This is a genomic window from Pseudovibrio sp. Ad37, assembly GCF_001623075.1.
GTDB lineage: Bacteria > Pseudomonadota > Alphaproteobacteria > Rhizobiales > Stappiaceae > Pseudovibrio.
This window is the reverse complement of record NZ_LMCF01000032.1, coordinates 56,423-75,535: the sequence shown is the minus strand read 5'-3', so window position 1 is coordinate 75,535 and position 19,113 is coordinate 56,423. Positions and strand designations below refer to the sequence as shown.

General features: G+C 53.0%; 27 protein-coding genes. 13 read left to right on the top strand and 14 right to left on the bottom strand.

From position 1 onward, the window contains the following. Positions 1-207: 207 nt before the first annotated feature. From PsAD37_RS09285 to PsAD37_RS09265, 5 genes are all read right to left on the bottom strand, one after another. Complete coding sequence (locus PsAD37_RS09285) at positions 208-492, bottom strand: hypothetical protein (protein WP_063295895.1); 285 nt, start codon at positions 490-492, stop codon at positions 208-210. A gap of 144 nt (positions 493-636) precedes the next feature. Beyond that, positions 637-900: a hypothetical protein gene (locus PsAD37_RS09280; protein WP_063287863.1), complete on the bottom strand. Its 264-nt coding sequence runs from the start codon at positions 898-900 to the stop codon at positions 637-639. A 33-nt stretch (positions 901-933) separates the two neighbouring features. Continuing rightward, a complete protein-coding gene (locus tag PsAD37_RS09275; protein ID WP_208991790.1) occupies positions 934-1,671 on the bottom strand; it encodes a helix-turn-helix transcriptional regulator in 738 nt (245 codons plus the stop codon). A 531-nt stretch (positions 1,672-2,202) separates the two neighbouring features. Then, entirely contained in the window at positions 2,203-2,796 is a 594-nt protein-coding gene (gene cyaB / locus PsAD37_RS09270) for a class IV adenylate cyclase (protein ID WP_063295894.1), read from the bottom strand. Between the two features lie 120 nt (positions 2,797-2,916). After that, positions 2,917-3,516: a hypothetical protein gene (locus tag PsAD37_RS09265; protein ID WP_063295893.1), complete on the bottom strand. Its 600-nt coding sequence runs from the start codon at positions 3,514-3,516 to the stop codon at positions 2,917-2,919. A 145-nt stretch (positions 3,517-3,661) separates the two neighbouring features. Between PsAD37_RS09265 and PsAD37_RS09260 the strand changes: the two genes are divergently transcribed. The 4 genes from PsAD37_RS09260 (at position 3,662) to PsAD37_RS09245 (ending at position 5,884) form a co-directional block, all read left to right on the top strand. Continuing rightward, entirely contained in the window at positions 3,662-4,264 is a 603-nt protein-coding gene (locus PsAD37_RS09260) for a TetR/AcrR family transcriptional regulator (protein WP_063295892.1), read from the top strand. Continuing rightward, entirely contained in the window at positions 4,261-4,698 is a 438-nt protein-coding gene (locus PsAD37_RS09255; RefSeq protein WP_063295891.1) for a hypothetical protein, read from the top strand. Before PsAD37_RS09260 ends, PsAD37_RS09255 begins: the two co-directional genes overlap by 4 nt. A gap of 57 nt (positions 4,699-4,755) precedes the next feature. After that, positions 4,756-5,133: a GFA family protein gene (locus tag PsAD37_RS09250; RefSeq protein WP_063295890.1), complete on the top strand. Its 378-nt coding sequence runs from the start codon at positions 4,756-4,758 to the stop codon at positions 5,131-5,133. Between the two features lie 190 nt (positions 5,134-5,323). Continuing rightward, complete coding sequence (locus PsAD37_RS09245) at positions 5,324-5,884, top strand: hypothetical protein (RefSeq protein WP_063292991.1); 561 nt, start codon at positions 5,324-5,326, stop codon at positions 5,882-5,884. Positions 5,885-5,889: 5 nt separating this feature from the next. On the opposite strand, the gene PsAD37_RS09240 is transcribed toward PsAD37_RS09245, so the two are convergent. The 3 genes from PsAD37_RS09240 to PsAD37_RS09235 form a co-directional block, all read right to left on the bottom strand. Further along, on the bottom strand, positions 5,890-6,411 hold the full coding sequence (locus PsAD37_RS09240; protein WP_063295889.1) for a hypothetical protein: 522 nt from the start codon (positions 6,409-6,411) through the stop codon (positions 5,890-5,892). Between the two features lie 86 nt (positions 6,412-6,497). After that, entirely contained in the window at positions 6,498-6,713 is a 216-nt protein-coding gene (locus PsAD37_RS29080; protein ID WP_084407707.1) for a GDCCVxC domain-containing (seleno)protein, read from the bottom strand. A gap of 4 nt (positions 6,714-6,717) precedes the next feature. Continuing rightward, the gene (locus PsAD37_RS09235; RefSeq protein ID WP_063295923.1) at positions 6,718-7,041 is read right to left on the bottom strand and encodes a hypothetical protein; all 324 of its coding nucleotides are present in this window, start codon (positions 7,039-7,041) and stop codon (positions 6,718-6,720) included. Positions 7,042-7,132: 91 nt separating this feature from the next. On the opposite strand from PsAD37_RS09235, the gene PsAD37_RS09230 reads away from it, so the two are divergent. Beyond that, positions 7,133-7,522 (top strand): MerR family transcriptional regulator, encoded by a 390-nt coding sequence (locus PsAD37_RS09230; protein ID WP_063295888.1) that lies wholly within the window; start codon positions 7,133-7,135, stop codon positions 7,520-7,522. A gap of 112 nt (positions 7,523-7,634) precedes the next feature. On the opposite strand, the gene PsAD37_RS09225 is transcribed toward PsAD37_RS09230, so the two are convergent. Next, entirely contained in the window at positions 7,635-8,270 is a 636-nt protein-coding gene (locus tag PsAD37_RS09225; protein ID WP_063287854.1) for a TetR/AcrR family transcriptional regulator, read from the bottom strand. 254 nt (positions 8,271-8,524) lie between these two features. On the opposite strand from PsAD37_RS09225, the gene PsAD37_RS09215 reads away from it, so the two are divergent. Next, a complete protein-coding gene (locus PsAD37_RS09215; protein WP_063295886.1) occupies positions 8,525-9,223 on the top strand; it encodes a putative metalloprotease CJM1_0395 family protein in 699 nt (232 codons plus the stop codon). A 121-nt stretch (positions 9,224-9,344) separates the two neighbouring features. Here PsAD37_RS09215 and PsAD37_RS09210 read toward each other — a convergent pair whose 3' ends face one another. After that, positions 9,345-9,731, bottom strand: coding sequence for a nuclear transport factor 2 family protein (locus PsAD37_RS09210; RefSeq protein WP_208991789.1), 387 nt, complete (start codon positions 9,729-9,731; stop codon positions 9,345-9,347). A 395-nt stretch (positions 9,732-10,126) separates the two neighbouring features. On the opposite strand from PsAD37_RS09210, the gene PsAD37_RS09205 reads away from it, so the two are divergent. The 7 genes from PsAD37_RS09205 (at position 10,127) to PsAD37_RS09175 (ending at position 16,111) form a co-directional block, all read left to right on the top strand. Further along, positions 10,127-10,489 (top strand): DUF2946 family protein, encoded by a 363-nt coding sequence (locus PsAD37_RS09205; protein WP_063295921.1) that lies wholly within the window; start codon positions 10,127-10,129, stop codon positions 10,487-10,489. A 261-nt stretch (positions 10,490-10,750) separates the two neighbouring features. Beyond that, positions 10,751-11,122 carry a DUF2946 family protein gene (locus PsAD37_RS09200; protein WP_153039704.1) on the top strand — a complete coding sequence of 124 codons (372 nt, stop codon included), beginning with the start codon at positions 10,751-10,753 and terminating at the stop codon, positions 11,120-11,122. Positions 11,123-11,157: 35 nt separating this feature from the next. Next, entirely contained in the window at positions 11,158-12,714 is a 1,557-nt protein-coding gene (locus PsAD37_RS09195; protein WP_063295920.1) for an ABC transporter substrate-binding protein, read from the top strand. Between the two features lie 65 nt (positions 12,715-12,779). Then, positions 12,780-13,724, top strand: a complete 945-nt coding sequence (locus PsAD37_RS09190) for an ABC transporter permease (protein WP_063295884.1) — start codon at positions 12,780-12,782, stop codon at positions 13,722-13,724. Continuing rightward, positions 13,711-14,580, top strand: coding sequence for an ABC transporter permease (locus tag PsAD37_RS09185; RefSeq protein WP_063295883.1), 870 nt, complete (start codon positions 13,711-13,713; stop codon positions 14,578-14,580). Before PsAD37_RS09190 ends, PsAD37_RS09185 begins: the two co-directional genes overlap by 14 nt. Further along, entirely contained in the window at positions 14,574-15,359 is a 786-nt protein-coding gene (locus PsAD37_RS09180) for a dipeptide/oligopeptide/nickel ABC transporter ATP-binding protein (RefSeq protein ID WP_063295882.1), read from the top strand. The genes PsAD37_RS09185 and PsAD37_RS09180 overlap by 7 nt, the downstream gene beginning before the upstream one ends. Continuing rightward, entirely contained in the window at positions 15,356-16,111 is a 756-nt protein-coding gene (locus PsAD37_RS09175; protein ID WP_063295881.1) for an ABC transporter ATP-binding protein, read from the top strand. The genes PsAD37_RS09180 and PsAD37_RS09175 overlap by 4 nt, the downstream gene beginning before the upstream one ends. A gap of 70 nt (positions 16,112-16,181) precedes the next feature. Here the strand turns inward: PsAD37_RS09175 and PsAD37_RS09170 are convergent, their stop codons facing one another. The 4 genes from PsAD37_RS09170 to PsAD37_RS09155 all read right to left on the bottom strand — a co-directional run bounded on the left by PsAD37_RS09170 (position 16,182) and on the right by PsAD37_RS09155 (position 19,113). Next, positions 16,182-16,607 (bottom strand): GFA family protein, encoded by a 426-nt coding sequence (locus tag PsAD37_RS09170; protein WP_208991788.1) that lies wholly within the window; start codon positions 16,605-16,607, stop codon positions 16,182-16,184. 5 nt (positions 16,608-16,612) lie between these two features. Further along, complete coding sequence (locus PsAD37_RS09165; RefSeq protein WP_063295880.1) at positions 16,613-17,650, bottom strand: phosphotransferase; 1,038 nt, start codon at positions 17,648-17,650, stop codon at positions 16,613-16,615. A gap of 84 nt (positions 17,651-17,734) precedes the next feature. Continuing rightward, positions 17,735-18,646, bottom strand: a complete 912-nt coding sequence (locus PsAD37_RS09160) for an SDR family NAD(P)-dependent oxidoreductase (protein ID WP_063295879.1) — start codon at positions 18,644-18,646, stop codon at positions 17,735-17,737. Beyond that, positions 18,643-19,113: a MaoC family dehydratase gene (locus PsAD37_RS09155; RefSeq protein WP_057462147.1), complete on the bottom strand. Its 471-nt coding sequence runs from the start codon at positions 19,111-19,113 to the stop codon at positions 18,643-18,645. The genes PsAD37_RS09160 and PsAD37_RS09155 overlap by 4 nt, the downstream gene beginning before the upstream one ends.

Below are 19,113 nucleotides of genomic sequence, written 5' to 3'. Positions count from 1 at the left end.
TGGCCCAAGAAAATGCCTGGGACAAACACGCAGGACCAACGGCTTAAAGCAGTTTCGTTGCCCTCAAATAAAGGCAAACCACCTCAAATAGCTAAAATTTGAAGAATGATGGCGGCGCGAATGCACCAATGTCAAGATACCACGCCATGCACGTATGGTGGGCAGAAACGGGAGAGCAGGCGACAAAGCAGAGGCGTGCGGTTCCCGTCACAGTGCCCGCTTGGCAGGTGTCGCGAGGGCTTTGATTTCCAGCAGGGCTTTTACTGCGATTTTGCGACTGGTCAGGCTGAGTTGCCGCTGCCAGGCGTCTTCATGACGCGACCAGCGGAACGCATTGCTCTTTAAGATTCGGCAGATCTCCTCGCTGGGTTGCTCATCAAACACAAACTGAATGCGGTTGATACGCGGGTTTTCTCTCACCGTCAGCCCAGAAATACGAATGCTTCCCGGTTCAACCAGTTGCTGTTGTTGCCGAGGATTGTCTTGGGGCATAGCCTCGATCCTTTTTCTATATGCTATTCCTGAACATACAGAGACAGGATGCCAACGGGCAGGTCTGGTCTGATGCCAGTTATCTGACCCGTTGAACTCCCTCTCCGCATCACCCGGCACAGGGGTGTGGTGCTGCGATCACCCTCAATCTACGTAGGTAGGGTCACCTGAATGTTGAAGCAGGGCAAGAACCCGTAGACTGCGATCCTGTAGGTCCTCATTGTGTCCCATAATTGCGTGATTGATAGTGAGCAGCATGTCGTATTCCCGTGTGTGCTCCAGTCGGCTTGTCAAAACGATGTTCAGAGCTTCTACGAGGTTCTTCAATTGGCAGGATGCAAGTTGAAGGCCTTCTAATTCCTGATGAAAAGAGGTTTCGTCCTCTCTGATAATATTCAATTCCGACATTCCACCTCACCCCGTATTTTTTAAACTAATGACTTATTCCGTGTTTTTATTATCCCGCGAATGCCTCCGGTATTTTGCAGGAGACACCCCAAACTGCCGCGTGAACGCGCTTATGAAATTGTTGTAGTGGCGATAGCCAATGTGTTGCGCGATTTTGGAGAGCGATGCATCGCTCTGCTCAATCGTTTTGCGTGCAATCTCCAGCCGCTCGTTGCGGTAGACCTCAAAAACCGTCCCTCCAAAAATCTTCTTAAACCCGCTGTTCAGACGCTTCTCACCAAGGTTCACTTTGTACGCCAGGTCACTCAAAGACAGCGGCGTGCTGAGGCTGCCCATCAGCAGCTTGTAGGCTCGTCGAACACTCGCCACTTCGTACTCATTGAGCATTCCGCCAGCAGACACCTGATTGCTGAGAAAGTTGGCTTTCAGTGCCAGCAGCTGCAGCACGGCCCCTTCAATAAACAGGTTCCGCATGGTCCCAACCAGCGGGCTGCTGATCATCGAGCGCACCAGCCGCCGCATTTCCGGCGTCGGTCGAAACTCCAGCAGGTGAAACTCCTGCTCGTTTGGCTTCAGAAATGGTAGAAACGTTGCCGGAACGTCATCTTCGAGTGCCCCAGCAAGGAACTCCTCCGAAATGGAATAGGAGAGCATTTGCAGATCTGTGCCGCGCGCGATCTGAAATTTGGTGGTAGACGGCCCGTACTTTACAAAATTAGCCCGGTCCGCACTCAGGCTGAACTGTCCAACATCAGAAACTGTTGCAATCAATGAACCCTGCAAAAGAAAATTTCCAGATATCGTGCAAGCTTCGCTTCTAAAAGAAGTATAACAAGTGCTAAAATCGCGCTTTGGTAGTATTTTTGCAATCCGAACTTGAAGATCTCTATTGTATTCAATGTTGCTTATTATAGCAGATACGTTTTCATTGTTTATATAGAGTGGGGCAGATGCATCAAAGTAATTTCTGAAATGTCCATCTTGTATATGGGACCACTCTGACTGCATTAAATATTCCACTCATAACTATTCCAAAAATAAATTCATTATGCATTTATACCTAGCGCATATTTTCAGTAGCAACTCAACTACTCAACTTAACCCCAATATTACCGTTGAGAATATTTTTGCCTCTCTAGAATAGTAATAAGAATTAACTGAAGTGTCTCTGCGTGATTACAAGCGGTTATACCCGGAGTAAATCCAGTCAAAGCAAAGAAAAGATGCAAACTACATAAGTAGCGATCTCTGGATGGACTCAACAACAACGATACACTTAATGAAACGACGCTGGCGTGAGCCTTAAGCCTTTTTCAAAGCCTGCTGCATGGCGCGGTAGGATTGGGTTTGCAGGGCGTTTGAGGAGAGGTTGAAGCTGTCGGCCAGTTCGCCGATCTCCTGCTCGTGCTGAGATAGCATGTCGGCGTCATCTGTCATGATAGCCAGTTCAACAAAACAGCCAAGGTCAGGGAGCTCGTCCAGCGTGACGTGGAACTTGCCGAGGAAGTAGATGTCGCGTTTCTTCTCCAGCCGCTCGACCTCCTCAAGCCCCAAAGACAGGATCATGGCGTTCGTCTGATCTGCATCTGCCATATCCATGGAGATACATTTGTCCGGCCCCGGCCCTTTGCTGATCCAGAGTGCCCGGCCTGACGGGCGCATGACACGCAGCACGTGTTGCTGGTTGTTGTTGGCAAGGCGCCTGTCTGCAAGATCATAAAAGATGTCTTGCTCGGTATTGCCAAGGGTGAAGGGCACGGCTCCACGCGCTTCCAGCTGACTGCGGATCACCTCAAGATCGGCAACAGCGTATTTGCGCTCCACTTCATAGATACCGATGAAGTGATCACCCGGATCACACAGCATGCCTTTGGTTTGAAGATCGGTCCCAGTCATCACAGGCTCCCTAAGCTCATAAGAGTATCCTTAAAAAGCGTTTGAGAGGGATGCAAGGGTGGAAACATCACGGACCACTGTTACGTAGCCCGTGATGTATGTTTGTGTCGCTAAAAGCCCTTATGGATAGGAGGCGTATTGGGTGCCGACCTTGTAGCGCTTCATCTCGCTGTCAGTCATCCAATGCACATCTTCGGGCGGTGCTGCTTCCAGTGTGTACCAGTAGAACAACGGATCGATGCCGATACTCTTGTAGTACTTGAGATACTTTTCGTGCTCCTCATGAGATTTGGACAAGTCCAACGCGTTGTAATCCTCGGCACTCCATGAATGCACACCAATGCGCGCGCCCTTCACCACAACTCGCTTTTTACCTGCAAGGAAGAAGTCCGTCCCACCGGACGCGATAATACCGTTTGACGGAATAACCGTGGTCAGCCCGCGCTCATGAACAATGCGGCCCGCCTCTAGATTGGCGTAATCATCGTCGGAACCCGGTACATCCACCATAACGATGCGCTTGATCTTCGGGTTCTCATCCAAAGCCGCCCGCAAATCGATCGGCGTGGACGAGCTGATGACCCCATTCATCACCAGTTCTCCGTCCACGGCCTCAAACCGCGCAATCTCGTAGTCATCTTCAATCGAGCCACACCCAGCCAGCACCAGCACCAACAACGCCGCTGCGGGCCAAACCACCATCTTCTTCAAAGCCACCATTCCAGATCCATCAAGTCATTCCTGTTGGCCTAGTGCTTCTCATAGGTGAGATGAAGGTTGGGTGATCATCTGCTCGCTTACCAGTATCACCGTTTCCAGCGGGAGTGATTTAATTCAGAACGTTCATTCTGATATTTACTGATTCATGCCAAGAAAAGCCAACATAACCACACAGAACCTGACCGACCATGCACTGAAGCATTTTTGGGAGAACGGCTTCCATGCCTCCTCCATGGATGATCTCGTGAAATCAACAGGAGCCACCCGTCACGCCATTTACGGTGCATTTGGCGGAAAAAAGCAGATGTTCCTCCCGTGTTTCCAACGCTATCAGGACCTCGTTGTCTCACCGGCGTTCACTCAGGTAGAGCAGACCGATGCAACGCTGGAGCAAGTCGCAACCTATTTTGAAGCACAAATCAACCGGGCAGAAGAAACAGGCCTTCCGGGCCCAGGGTGTTTCGTTGCCAACTCAGCAACCGAGGTTGCGCCGCACGACAGGGAAGTTCTGGCCAAGGTGGAAGAACACAATGCCCGTCTCAAGCGGGGTTTTCTCAATGCATTGCGCAACGAAACGCCTTCAACGCACCAACTGAGCACAAAAGACCTAGAACTGCTTGCGGGAGTGCTTGTGGTGTTCACCAACGGCCTCTGGTCCACCTCCCGCCTCACCCAAGATGGCGACTTTTTGCGCGCCAGCACCAGACAATTTTTGGAAACCATCAGAACACGGATTTCGGGCCCATGACTGCTATTGCTCCCTCAAATCTCAAAGGAGCCTTCTGGCTCGCCCTGCTGCTTAACCTGCTTTGGATCAATGCCTCCGAGGTCTTTCGCTATTTCGCCTTCGTCATGCCCTTGATGCGCAGTTCGCTTCCGCAAATTCATGACGTGGCCCCCATGAACCTGCTGGTGTTTATGATCTGGGGTGTGTGGGACACAGTGCTGGTGCTCGCAGCAACCGGCCTCAGCTGGGTACTGCTGGAACGGTTCGGCCCAACCATCCGCAACGCGCTTTACACAGGCAGCGCAATCTGGGCAACAATCTTCGTCATCCTCTGGCTCGGCCTCTGGAACATGAACCTGGCCACCACCCAAGTCGCCCTGACCGCCTTACCGCTGGCCTGGGTCGAAATGATCGTAGCCGCTCTCATCGTGAGGTGGATGATGGTGCGGGGCTAGTTGGTCTTGGGTTATTTTCACAGTACCCTGCCCGCCGGATAGCGGAGGAGTGTTAAGATGGAACAGGTCACGGGCAGTTGTTTGTGCGGCGCTGTTCGCCTTGTGGCGACGGGAGAGCCGGACAGGGTTGGAATGTGCCATTGTCTGGGTTGCCGTAAACATCACGGCGCCGTTTTCCATGCCTCGGCGGTCTACCCAGAGGAGAAGGTCAGTATTGAGGGCGAAGTAAACGCCTATCAGGGCCGCTTCTTCTGCCCAAAATGCGGATCATCCGTCTATTCAACCAGCGAGGGCGAAGTCGAGGTCCATCTGGGCGCTCTGGACGAACCCAACCAGATGGCCCCAACCTATGAGCTCTGGACCACCCGCCGCGAAACCTGGCTGCTCAAGTTCCCGGTTGCAAAAACCTACGAGAAGGATCGGGTTGAAGAGTGAAAAGGTTGCAGTCACGCTTCAGCAAGAGCGCTGTACCCCTCTAATCATTTCTTTCTATAAATCCCTCAAAAAACATCTAATCACGACCTTTATGCCTAACAGAAATCAATCTCTTGATCGTGCTTCAAAACCCAATGACTATAGCCTTGAGCGTTTCACTTGAGGAATGTCTATAAAGAGGTTGCCGAGGATGCCAACTGCAATAAAAGCACCTGAACTCCCCAAGAAGTGGTCGAGTAGCAGTATTCCAAGCGAACATGAAGCAAAGCAGAGCATCAAGATCCTTCAGGCTCGCGCGAAACTGGCCGGAGATTCACAAGCCCGCAAGCTGGCTGATCTAACGCTGCAGAAACTTGGAAACTTTTTGTTATTTGAAGCGAAAAAAGGGGATCAGAACAAGCAAAAGCAAGCGGATGAAATCAAGCCAATGGTCATGAAGCTCTTTGAAAAGGCGCATGAACTAAGTGCTCGTTTAAAGTTGCCATCCGGGTCTTTTGTTGTGCGGGTTGCCAAGCAATCCAAGCCAAAATTTTATCACAACGCCTCAAGTGCCGGAAAAAAGGCCGTTTGGACTTTTAGATACGAAGATGTGGGATTACCATCAGTGAATGGGACATTCGATATCACCATGGACCGCAGCTATGCATCCTTAAAAGGGGATGAGAACAAACAGGCCAAGAAGATTGGTGATGAAGCTGTTGCTGAAACAAAGAAGATTACAAAATCAAGAGACGTAAAGCTGGTGAAGTAAAGCGCTCAGCTTGTAGCAGAGCCCCATTCATGAAGCATATCTTCAATGGCAGTCTGGTTTCGGCAATGCCAAATGCACTGGTTTGTGGCGCTTTCCAAACAGGTCCTGATATTGCGGCGAAGTCTTGAACCATTTTTGAGGCTGCGAACTGCAAAGCGATATTGCTGAAGCGGCCAGTCAGAGTTGCCCGCAGGCAGTTCCCGGCGTGTCTTGCCGATGTTGCGCCACGGACGCGCTATCAGGCGCCATGTCCTAACCAGCTCAGGTGGATCAAGCCAAACAACAGCATCCGCTCGTGGAAGGGCCAGCGGTAAAAGACTTGGCCCACCTTCAAGGATCCAGGCATTGGTTGCCACGAGTTGCGACAGATCCCTGTCGATTTCTGATCTTGATCGTTGTTGCCAGTTGCTCGTCAATTTGATTGCATCGAAAGATACCAACGGGACTTCAGGACGCACAGCGCTCATACGAGCTGCGACAAAACTTTTGCCTGTTCCGTTTACACCAGTAACAATCAACCTTCGCATCTAAAACCTGCATGGGTTTCGTGAGATCGGTCCAAATCACTACCTGAATCGCAATACCACGACAACAGCCCTTGCTGAGCAATGCCCTAACCGCAACAGCTTTTGTCTTGCTGGATTGGGGGGCATGGGACTGTGCCGTAGGAGCAGTAGACGCAGCAATCGCCGGGGAGGGGCCTCAGCAAGGTGCCGCAGGCATTGCAGTCATAAAACCACTGGCAGGCATTTACTGGCATGGTTTCAGTTTCGCTGTGCCCACATTCCGGGCAAGTCACTGTGCTTTCTAGGATAACTGTTTCTGTCATGGCGTCACATCAGGCTGATCAGGTGGTCGTTGATTGCGGTCTCGTTCAAAACGATTGCCCAAGCCAGCGCCGTCACGAGTGTACTCACCAGCAAATGCCACTTCAGTTGGCCTAGTGCACCACGATAGAGAGCAATGCCCCACGCGGCCAGTAGCAGCAAAGAGGACGCAGTCAGCACAAAATAGCTTGCTGCGGCAATTTTGCCAAAAACAGCTAACCAACCGCCACCAAGGCCCGCAAGCATCAAAGCAATGGGGAGCACGCAGCAGGTGGCTACTCCCAGTGAGGCAAAGGAGCCTGCATGGTTCATTTTTAAAAAGGTCTTCATCGGCAAATCCATTCGTCATCGCAGTTGTGATGGTTCTGCCGCATGCTTATAAATGCTGTAGTAACTACAGGATCAAGGCAGGAGTGATCACATGTTCGCGATTGGCGAAGCGTCTAAGCGCAGTGGCGTTGCTATTGAAACGATCCGTTATTACGAGCGCGAAGGCATAGTTATCAAACCTGCCCGCGGGGATAACGGACGTCGCGCCTACTCCGAAAAGGAGATCGGACAGTTACGCTTCATCAAACGCTGCCGGGATCTGGGGTTCACCATCAAAGATGCACAAGCGCTTCTCAGCCTCGGTGAGCAGCAAGACGAGAACTGCAAGATCGCCCATGACATGAGCAAGGCGCATTTGGAGTCTGTTCGGGAAAAAATCGAGAGCCTTCGACAGTTGGAAAAAGCGCTCGAAGAGCTCATGGGAAACTGCGCCAGCGGCAATCTGCAATGCCCTTTGCTGGATCGTCTGCACGCAGACTGATGTGCTTAGCTGGCCCAACCAGCAAAAACATAGCAACGCAGAAAAACGCTAAATCGCGCAAAGCAACGCACATTTCAACGCAAACGAGATATCCCCCCTTTGTAAGCGGGGATTAAGTCTCTTCCAGCAGTGCCGGATCAGCCACCACGGCACGCAGCACCAGGTCAGAAACGCTGCGGGCGATTTCTTCCAGATCCTTGTCGGTCTGCTCAGCGCGCGGTGAGTACCAGAAGCATGGGCCGTTCATCAGGATGATGATGGAGTGCAGGGTGATGGAGACCGATTGCTTTGCAAACACACCAGCCTCAATGCCTTCTGTCAGCACACCGCGATACAGATTCTCATAGGCGCGGCGCATTTCGATGATTTGCTCGATCATCTGTGTTTCATGAGGCTTGGCCGCACCACGAAAAAACATGCGGGTGTCTTCGCTGACAACACGGTGATAGCTCAGGAACTTGAGGATGCGCAGCACATGGGCAATGGACATCGCGCGTAGCTTCTCGACAGGGGGGATGTGTTGCGCGGCAATGGGGCTAACCCGTTCCATAAGCAGGGAAACAGAGCGCAGGCGCACGGCATAAAGCAGCTCGCCCTTGGAGCGGAAATGGTGGTAAACACGCCCCTTTGTAGACCCAAGCAGACCGGCAATATCATCAATGGAAGCCACATCCGGCCCCATCCTCATGAAGCACTCCGCAGCAGCGTCCAATATCTCCTGCTGAGACCGGCTCAAATCTTCGATCATTCCCGTATTCCCCTAAAGGCTCCCGCTGCCTTCCCTTTAACGCAGTTTGCTTGCAATCTGAATCCGACAAACTGCTTTAAAGCATCTTTCTTGCGCCCAGTCCTACCCGAAAACCAGCAGGCACATTTCAGGAATGCGCTGTAAATACACAGGTTTACAGTCTCCACCCGAAGCAAAACCCTAGCATACCTAACGAAATTGTGTATCAGAAATTCCTTTACCTGAAGCACCAGTCCCTAGTATAAGTTCAACCTATGATAGATGGAATTGGATCCTCATTTACCGGACTGGCTCGCTCTGCGTCTTACAACGCAGCTCAGCCCGCACGCGTAAACCAGCAGGAATCCACGTCTTTTTCCGTTGAACATGCGGTTCCAAAAGACTCCGTCACCATCAGAAGCGACCTTTCTGCCAACCCGGTAGCGGCCTCCTCATCCTCTGAAAAGTCCAAGAATGAAAACGGACAGCTTTCTGATGGAGAACAGGAGCAGGTTCAAGAGCTTAAGACACGTGATGCGGAAGTTCGCGCGCACGAGCAAGCCCATGCAGCAACAGGCGGTGCCTACGCCGGAGCGCCGAGTTATACCGAGACTCGCGACCCGGATGGTCACAGCTATGCCATTGGCGGCGAAGTCTCAATCGACTCTGCCCCCGTTTCCGGTGACCCGGAAGCCAGCATTGCCAAGTTGAACACAGTGATCGCAGCAGCCCTCGCGCCCGCTCAGCCATCCGGTCAGGATCAGGCCGTTGCAGCGCAAGCCCAGACGAATCTGGCACAGGCTTATACCGAGCTGCGCGAGAAGAACCTTGGCGGCAGCGAAGAAGAGCAAGAAGCAAGCGAAGTCAGTGGGTTACAATCCCTGTTGCAGGTTCAGGAATATCCTGAAACCGCCTCTGATCCATCTGCACTGCTGCTCAATGCAACCCAAGCTTATCAAGCCGCGGCAGTTTAACGCTCACCTGAGCATTCTTCACCCAGCAACAATCCTCAGCACCCCACAAGCGTGCAACAACGCCTGTAGGAGAAGTAATAAAGTCTCATATTGACAAGAGCTTAGCGGACAAAGCGGCTATTCAAAAGGGCGCAGTACCAACAACCTGCATCCATACTTTTCGCCACTCAGGCGCAGGATAATTATCGGGCCAGAATTCCTTTTGGCGCAGAATCAATCCATCACGTAACGTGTGGAACGTGATAACTCGGTCCTTTCTGATCCCGTCTGTTACTTTGACGTCTGATACGGCGTTTTCGCCATCCGAAATTATAGATTGAACTGCAAAAGACCATTGCCCATCAGCGGGAAACGCAGCATTGAATGCGACGAAGTTTGACCTGCCCTGCAGATATTCACGGGTTTGTGGCATGTAATATTCAAAGTCATGATGCAACCATTTGCTTGCAAACTCGAAATCATTGGAACCCATGGCCTCCCAGAAATCAGCAATCGTTTTTTTTGACACTTGGTCACTCCATCATAAATCGTCGATTAAATGTTAATTTCAAGCGATGTGTAAAGTCAATTTGGACTCTTCGGTATGGATCTTTAATAGTCAAAAGGAGTCTCTGAGAGAGCGTGTGTTGCAACCAGTATGCAACTCTATTTTTTTGATAGGTCACTCGTATCGGCTGATTTCTGCGGCTTGGAGCACTTGTCAGTATGAGAATTTGTTACTCTCCCGCAACACCATGAAATCATGATATTTTTCAGTATTTCTAAGTAACTCTACGAACTAAATACCTGACAGAACTTGTTAAAAAATTTTCATAGAGTTGCGGTGCATATAAGTAAAAGTCATTGACTTGGTTTTTGTAGTGGCCTAAGGCGGAAATGTACTTAGCGTCACTCGAGTTTGCTGTGAAACTGACAAAAGCCAAAGCGACTGTATTTGCTGCACTGTTTGTGTTGATGCAGCTTGTTGCGCCTCCCGGCATGATGGTGTCCGGAGGTGAGGACGGCTTTGAGATTGTCATCTGCACCGCGCAAGGTATGCGAACAGTCCTTCTTGACGAGCAAGGCAACGAACTCCCGCAAGCTGAAGAGCAGGAAGCCTACGACAACTGCGCATTTGGCAGTGTTGTTGCAAAGGCCCTCAGCACGTCTCCTCACACAGAATTCGGCGGGTCACCCCTTCCTATCGATGTGGTTTCACTGCCAACAAGCGTTGCGCTTGCTGAAACAACAGTGCGCATCGCTGCACCTAGAGCACCTCCCGTCTGAGCATAAATTGGTTTGTCCCAGTCTTTCTTATTGTGGCTAATTTACTGACATAAAAGGGCTATTTTCTCAAAGGACATTCCTGTTCCGTCATGCAAACCCATGGCAATTTCAGGTTTTCTGCAGGCTGCTTGTCAGAAAACCCAGCGCCACATTTGCATGCAACGGACCCCGCAGGGCACAGCCTCGCGTAAAGCTCATCCCTCAATCTCGGCAATGTCTGAGGTTGGCTCTGATTGCTCATCAAGTGCAAGGCGCATTCACTTGGCTTTGAAACCATCAACCGTACTGGCCTGCTGGCTCGCAACCTGGTTTGTGATCCTGCAGCTTGTTGCGCCGCCCGGCATGATGCCGCGTGCGGGCGCAGATGGTTTTGAGATCACCATTTGCACCTCGCAGGGTTTACAGCAGATCTTCATAGAAACCTCTGATGAAGACGACGAGCAAAAGTACGTACAGAACAACGCGTTCTGCCTTTTCTCCCTTGCCATGCTGAAGTCACCGGCCCCTGCCTCATTGGGCAGCTTCGCTATTGAAACCTCAATACCACAGCATACCTTCGCCCTCAACGAGGTGGGACACTACGCAATTCCGCGGCGAAGCCATGCTCCGCGGGCGCCTCCTGTCTTTGTCTGATTTTCGCTCGATTACAGATAATGATTGGAATTGAAATGAATAAATTCAAACAACTACTTGGCGTCAGCGGTGTGCTCGCAGCGTCTCTTCCTGCTCTGATTTCCGGCGTGCCAGCGGCACAGGCGGAAGACATTCAACAGCTGCGCATTGCGGTGAAAAAAGACCGCTACAGCGTAGACCCGAAGAAGTTCAACTTCACCACCCGTCGACCAGCCGGACAGATCGTTGAAACGGCTGTTAAACCAGACGAAAACTTCATTCCGCAAGGCGTGTTGTTTGAGACTTGGGACTACAAAGACGGCGTTTACAGCATCAAATTGCGCGAGGGCATCAAGTTTCACGACGGCCAGACCTTTGACGCCAAAGCCGCGATCGACGCACTGAAGCTATACGATCAGGGCCGCTCTGACTTCCTGCAGATTGATCAGGAAAGCTTTGATCAGACCGGGCCTTACACCTTCACGTTCAAGTCTGAGATCAATTCCTCTCTGGTCATTGAAAACATGACCCACCGTGGGGCATCGCTGTTTTCCATCAACGGTGAACGTGCGGAAAACCCAATTGGTACAGGTTCTTACCTGTTGGACAGCTACAAGCCAAAACAGTCCATCAGCATGAAACGCAATGCGGATTACTGGGGAGATGCGCCGAAGGTTGAGAACATCACCTACCACTTCATCGCGGATGATCAGGTGCGTTTGCTGGCACTGCAGAACAAAGAGGTCGACATCGTTGCTGAAGTCACCCCTCAGATGCTGCTAAGCTTGCCAAAAGACGGCTCTGTGGTGGTGCACGAATCCCGCCCGATCCGTTACGTGGCTCTGCTGACCAACCTGCACGGCAAGGCACCATACGACACGCTGAAGGACAAACGCGTGCGCGAGGCGCTGGCTTATGCCATCAACCGCGAGCAGCTGGCGCAAGTTCTGTTCAACGGCAAAGGTGTTGTTGCAAAAGGCATTTTGCCAGACTGGATGTTTGGCCTTGGCGACAAGCACGTGGACGGCTTTGACTACAACACCCAGAAGGCAGAAGCTCTGCTGGATGAAGCTGGCTGGACCAAAGGCAGCGACGGCATGCGCAGCAAAGACGGCAAGCCGCTGAAACTGCGCCTTGTTGCGGCTTATCCAAACGTTTCCAGCGTGCGCCCAATGCCAGAGCTGCTGGAGCAGATGTTCCGCGGAATCGGCATCGACATTGAGCTGGTTCAGGTTGATGATTCAGGCGTTTACGACGACACCTATCTGGCAACAGGCGAAGCGGATCTGTACATGGAGTTCGCCTCCAACAACAACGCAGACCCAACCTACCTGCTGTACAATCTGTTCCACTCCAAAACCCCGTGGGGCTACCAATACACCGCGCCGGGTGGCAAGCTGGACACCATTCTCGACAATGCCCGTCAGGCGCAGAGCCGCGAAAAAGTCATTGAACTTGTTCGCGAAGCACACCGCGAAATCGTGCAAACCAAACTGGCTGCTATTCCAATCCTGATGGTGCCAAACTTCAACCTGTCCCGTCCGGGTCTGAACATCCCAATGTTCGAGCATGCTGACTGGATCGATTACGGTCAGGTTACCCAAACCAAATAAGAGATGCGCAGCACAGATCATTGCAACACCATGATCTGTGCTGCCTTTTCACGAAAGATCAGCACATGAAGCAGTTTGTTTTCAAGCGCACGCTTTCGGGAATTCCAACTCTGTTTGGCATGACCCTGATTGGTTTTTTAATCATCGGCCTCACCCCTGGCGATCCTATTGAGATGGAACTGCGCCGCCTGGGCGTGTCGTTCACCGCTGAACAGGTGGAGGCATTGCGGGTGGAGTATGGCTTGGATAAGCCTCTGATTCAGCGCTACTTTATCTGGCTGCTGGACCTGTTCCGGCTGGATCTGGGCACCTCCATCGCGTCGGGCCGTCCTGTGTTGGAGCTGTTTAAAGAGCACTTGCCGATTACGGCGACGCTGTCCGTTCTGGCTTTCGTCAGCTCACTGGCTCTGTCGCTGGTGCTTGGCACCATAACCGCTGTATCACAGCGCACATCGGTCTCCACCAGCCTCTATGTGCTGACCATGTTTCTGGTCTCCGTTCCCTCCTTTTGGCTGGCGCTGTTTCTGCTGGCAGTGTTCGCGCTGGGTTTAGGGTGGTTCAAACTGCTGCAATTCGGCAATGCGCAGGACCTGATCTTACCTGTGATCACGCTGACCCTTGGCAATGCTGCGGTGATGAGCCGGCTGGTGAGGGAGCGGATAATCGCTGTGATGAGCGAAGATTACATCCGTCTGGCCATCACTAAAGGCCTGTCACGTCGCGCTATTTTGGGCCGCCACGTGCTGAAGTCCATTCTGCCACCCCTCATCACCAACTGGGCCATCTCTTTCGGTTCGCTGCTGGGTGGCTCTGTGATCATTGAAAACATCTTCAACCTGCCCGGCTTAGGGCAACTGGCACTGCAGGCCATTGCCGAGCGGGATTTTGCGATCTTACAAGCTTATCTGCTGTTTATGGGGCTAGTGTTCTTTTTGGCGAACTTTGCGGCGGACCTGACGAACCATTGGCTCATGCCTCAACTCAAGGAGGATGACCATGGCGTACGTTGATAGTGCAAAATCTATCCCCCTCTCGCGGGCAACACAGCTCCTCAGAGGCAGAACCACATTTTTGTTGGGTGGGCTCTTCCTGTGCTTCTTCATCACTCTGGCACTCGGCGGCGAAACCTTCGCCCCCAACCCGCCCAACCAGATCGACCTGCTGCACCGTCTCAGCGCTCCCAGTTTGACTTACCCGCTCGGAACGGACCATCTGGGCCGGTGTATCCTCTCCCGCCTGATGGCAGGGACCGCACTCTCCCTTGGCACGGCGCTGACAACAGCCGGACTTATCCTCGCTATCGCCCTGCCCGTGGGTCTGCTCTCAGCCCTCTGCAAAGGCTGGGTTGATGCGGTTTTGATGCGGATTGCGGATATCTTCCTCGCGTTTCCCATGCTGGTGTTTGCCCTTGCCATCATCGGCTATCTGGGCGCCTCCCTCACCTCCGCCGTCTTCGGCGTCGCCCTGGCCTGGTGGCCCAGCCTCGCCCGTTTGGTCCGCACGTTAACGCTGGAAGCCGCTTCCAAAGAATACGTTTTAGCCTCCCGCCAATGCGGACAAAAGCCGCTCAGCATCATCAGGCGGCACATCCTTCCGCAAATCTTACCCCCGCTGCTGGTGGTTCTTTCCCTTGAAATGGCAGGGCTTTTGCTGGTGCTATCCTCCCTCAGCTTCCTCGGCCTTGGCGCACAACCACCTGCTGCGGAGTGGGGAGCCATGCTCAACGAAGCACGGCCTTTCTTCGCAGAGCGCCCAAGCGTGGTGCTGGCACCCGGCATCGTCATCATCTTCGCCGTACTCAGCTTCAATCTGGTGGGCGAAGGCATCCGCTTTCAGCTGGACAAGAGGAAACCCTACAGATGGTAGAAATCCCCCTTCTTCAGGTGCATAACCTCACCATTTCCAACAGTGCGCAGAACAACGAGCCGCTGGTTGAAGGCGTCAGTTTTGATCTTGCAACCAACCAGAGGCTGGGTCTGATCGGCAGATCCGGCTGTGGTAAGTCATTGACCTGCCACGCGATTACAGGCGCGTTGCGTGCTCCTCTGGCAGCTTCAAGCGGGTCCATCCGGTTTCAAGGCAAAGACCTTCTGGCAATGCCTTTTGCTGAAAAGCAGCAGATTCGAGGCACCGGCATTTTCTGTATCTTCCAAAGCCCCGGCAGCGCCTTGCACCCTAGCCTGACCATAGAAACACAACTGCTTGAAACAGCAGGAAACGTCTCGCTGCACGGTCAAGCTGCACACCATGCTCTCCTTCAGGCACTCGAAGCGGTTTCACTGCCCAAGCTCTGTCTGAAGCAGTATCCCAACGCTTTGAGTGGTGGTATGAAGCAGCGGGTGATGATGGCTATGGCGTTGATTTTAAAGCCAACTATTTTGATAGCTGATGAGCCGACCACTGGCCTTGATGTCATCACCGAGCACGAAACGCTGCAGGCGCTCAACGTGGTGCAGCAGGAAACTGGCTCCGCTCTGCTGTTCGTCAGCCACGATCTGCGCATTGTTCGCCAAACTTGCACCTCTGTGCTGGTGATGGACGCTGGCCAACTCGTTGATGCCTGCGATCTGAACCAACCAATAGCCCCGGATTGCCACCGTGCGACTGCGGAAATTACGGGCGCTATGGAAAGACTTCAGCTATGACCATGCAAGCAAGACACCTCTCCATCGCCTACGGCTCCAATCAGGTGCTTTCCAAAGTCAACCTGACCCTGCATCCCTCCCGCACAACCGGCCTTGTAGGCCGCTCCGGCTGCGGAAAGTCAACGCTTGCCAAGGCCATGACAGGCATCATCCCCGCACCGCATGAGACGCTGTTTCACAACAACCAGATCTTCTTCCCCGACCTCAGCAAAACCGGAGATATCATCCACTACATGTGGCAGGACCCTCTGGCAGCTTTGAGCCCTTTCTTGAGTGCGCTGGACCTAATCTGCGAACCGCTGAAAGCCATCCATAAGCTGCCCAAGGCTGAACGCCAGCGACAGGCACAAGACCTGTTAGATATGGTTGGGTTGGATGCAACTTGCGCAACCAAGCGACCACATCAGCTTTCCGGCGGGCAGTGCCAACGTGTTGCTCTGGCACGCGCTTTGGCCGTGAAACCTCGCTTTCTGGTGCTTGATGAGCCACTCTCCGCGCTGGATCTGGTGACGCAGGAGCAAATAACTTGCCTGCTGCGCGAGGTGCAGGCAGAGATGAACATGGGTCTCCTGATCATCTCACACGACCTGCAAACACTGGCAAAGCTGGCCGATGACATCGCGGTAATGGATTGTGGCAGGATCGTAGAACACAAGGAAACACAAGAGTTTTTCAGGAATCCCGAGCACCAGCTATCTCGCCGTTTTGTCGAGATCTCGAAGTGCTCAGCCCCTGCCGCTGCCCTTAACTGAACTTCGCAATCATGCCCGCCTAACTCGATTTAGGCCGGCATTGTTGTTTGTGGAGCGCTTCTTTTAGGCTTCACACCTTCTCGGGCTTCCAGTCTGGCTGGGTTTCGAAGATCGCAGCTGTTTCTGGCAGGGCATCCCAATGCGGTTTGTCGCGGTCAAAGATGACGACCTCAATTTCCAGATCATCCGCGCTGTCCATGGAACCGAGCGGCAACGTCATGTGGTCAGGCGCGTTGGTGTTGCGGCCATAGATCGGACTTCCGCAGTTTGGGCAGAAGGTTTTGGTGACCTTTGAGCCGTTGGCAGAGGTGTAAAGATATTCGCCCAGCTCGCCGGAGATATTCACCTGATCAGCCCGGAACATGGCACCAACCGTATGGCCGGTCCCACTCACCCTGCGGCATTCCTCACAATGACATTGAGCTGTAACCACCGGGTCACCCTCAATTTTGTAGGACACCGCCCCGCACATACAACGCCCGGATCGCTTGTTCACACTCGTTACTCCACCAGTTCGCCAACCACCTCACAGGCCATGCCGGCGATGAGAGGGACAGCTTTTCGCATCATTTCTGCGGCTTGTGGGTTGGAGGCGTTGCCTGCTTCAGCACGTGCTACAACCCCTTGAATAATTGCGGCTAATCGGAACATGGAGAACGCGAGATAGAACTCCCAGTTCTCAATCTCGCTGAGCCCGCGACGCATACAGTACTGGCGGACGTACTCCTCTTCAAGCGGAATACCAAGCGCCACACGATCCAGCCCTGCCAAACCGCGCAAACCTTTGAAAGACGGCAAACGCCACTGCATGCACTGATAGGCAAGGTCCGCCAGCGGGTGACCAAGCGTAGAAAGCTCCCAATCCAGCACAGCCACAATCCGCGGTTCTGTGGGATGGAAGATCAGGTTGTCGAGTCGGTAATCCCCGTGCACCAGCGAAGTCGAACCATCATCCTCCACCATGTTCGCTTCCAGCCACTCCATCAGCCGGTTCATGGCTGGAATCGTGACGGTTTCTGAGGCCTTGTACTGCTTGATCCAGCGCCCGGTCTGCCGCTCGAAGTAGTTGCCGAGCTTGCCATAGTCCATCAGACCAACGGCATTGGGAGAGACATCGTGCAGGGCGGCCAACACCCGGTTCATCTCCGCGAAGATCGCCATACGCTCTTCATTAGAGCACTCTGGCAGCGCAGGATCCCAGAAAATCCGCCCTTCAACATACTCCATCACAAAGAACATTGTGCCTATTGGAGAATTCTCCGCAGACAAATGGTAAGTCTTGGGCACAGGCACATCACTACCCGCCAGAGCCGTCATCACCTGATACTCGCGATCCACCATATGGGCGGATTTCAGCAAGGTTCCCGGAGGTTTAGCTCGCATGACGTAGGTCTTGTCAGAGGTCACCAGCTTGTAAGTTGGGTTGGATTGGCCGCCCGGAAATTTCTCAATCTCCAGAAGCTCACCAAACTCCGGTATCTGCTGCTTCAGATAGGCCTGTAGCGCTGGTTTCTCTAATGTATGCAAGGCGTTCGTCATGGGCTCCCCTCCTCCATGAAACATCCGGTTGCCTGACGGTTCCCCCGTCCCGTGAACAGTCAGGCTCCTTATCGGCTTTTAGGCTCAGGCGTTGGCCATTGCCTTTACCAGCTTGGCGACACCTTCCATGGCGCTGTTCACCGGCTCCGCATCCGTGCGGTCAGCAATCCGGCCCCAATTGGCAGAAATTGCCTCTGGTGTACGGTTGCCCTCAGCCAGATGAATGCCTTGTGTTTCAACCATTTCGGCTAGTGTGTAAGTGCCGGCAGCGGCCACAAGCACCTTACGGGTTGGCGCAGCATCAGAGCACAGGAACACCACTGCAGGCGTGATGTTCTCTGGCGCAAGCATCTTCAGCGTGCCAGCATCCATGATGGTTTCTGTCATGCGTGTCCCAGCAGAAGGTGCAATGCAGTTGATGTGAATGTTGCTTTTTGCCCCTTCAAGGCCAAGCGTATTCATCATGCCCCAAAGGCCCGCTTTCGCAGCGCCGTAGTTCGCCTGCCCAAAGTTGCCATAAATGCCGGAGGGAGATGTGGTCATGATGATGCGGCCATAGCCCTGCTCTTTCATCACGTTCCAAACGGCCTTGGTGCAGAGCGCCGCGCCATTGAGGTGCACGTCTACCACTTTGTTCCAGTTGGACATTTCCATCTTGGCAAAGGACTTATCGCGCAGGATGCCAGCGTTGTTGATGAGAATATCAACGCGCCCGAATGCTGCAACAGTGTCCGCCACCATAGCGTTGACAGCAGCCTCATCCGTCACATCCGCAGCATTGGCGATTGCTTTGCCGCCTGCTGCTTTGATCTCCTCAACAACCGTTTCAGCAGCGGTTGCGGACGAACCGGAGCCATCAACAGAGCCGCCCAGATCATTCACCACCACCGCAGCGCCGCGTGCGGCAAGGTCCAGCGCGTAAAGACGACCAAGCCCACCGCCTGCGCCCGTAACAATCGCTACCTGACCGGCAAAATTTATCGTGTCCTGCGTCATGCAGCTACCTCCTCAAAAAACGTCATTGTCAGCCATTGTGCGACCAACGCGGGGCTTTCGACACCCTCAATCTCAATTGAAAGACCAAACTCCTGAAGGATCTGACCATCTCCCTTGCGGGTCAGATTATCCAGAGTGAAACGTCCCCGAATGCGCTTACCACTGGCGACAGGATGTAAAAAGCGGATTTTATTGAAACCATAGTTGATGCCCATGGTCCGCCCCTTCACATCCGGCAAGGTTTCTATGGCGAATTTGCTGGCGAGCGAGAGCGTGAGAAACCCATGAGCGATGGTACCGCCAAACGGGGTTTCAGCAGCGGCGCGCTCAGGATCCATATGGATAAACTGCTCATCAAAGGTCAGTTTGCCAAAGGTGGAGATCATATACTGATCCACCTCCACCCAGTCAGACAAGCCTATCTGCTGGCCAACCCGGGCCTCAAGTTCTTCTATGGTCAGTTCCAT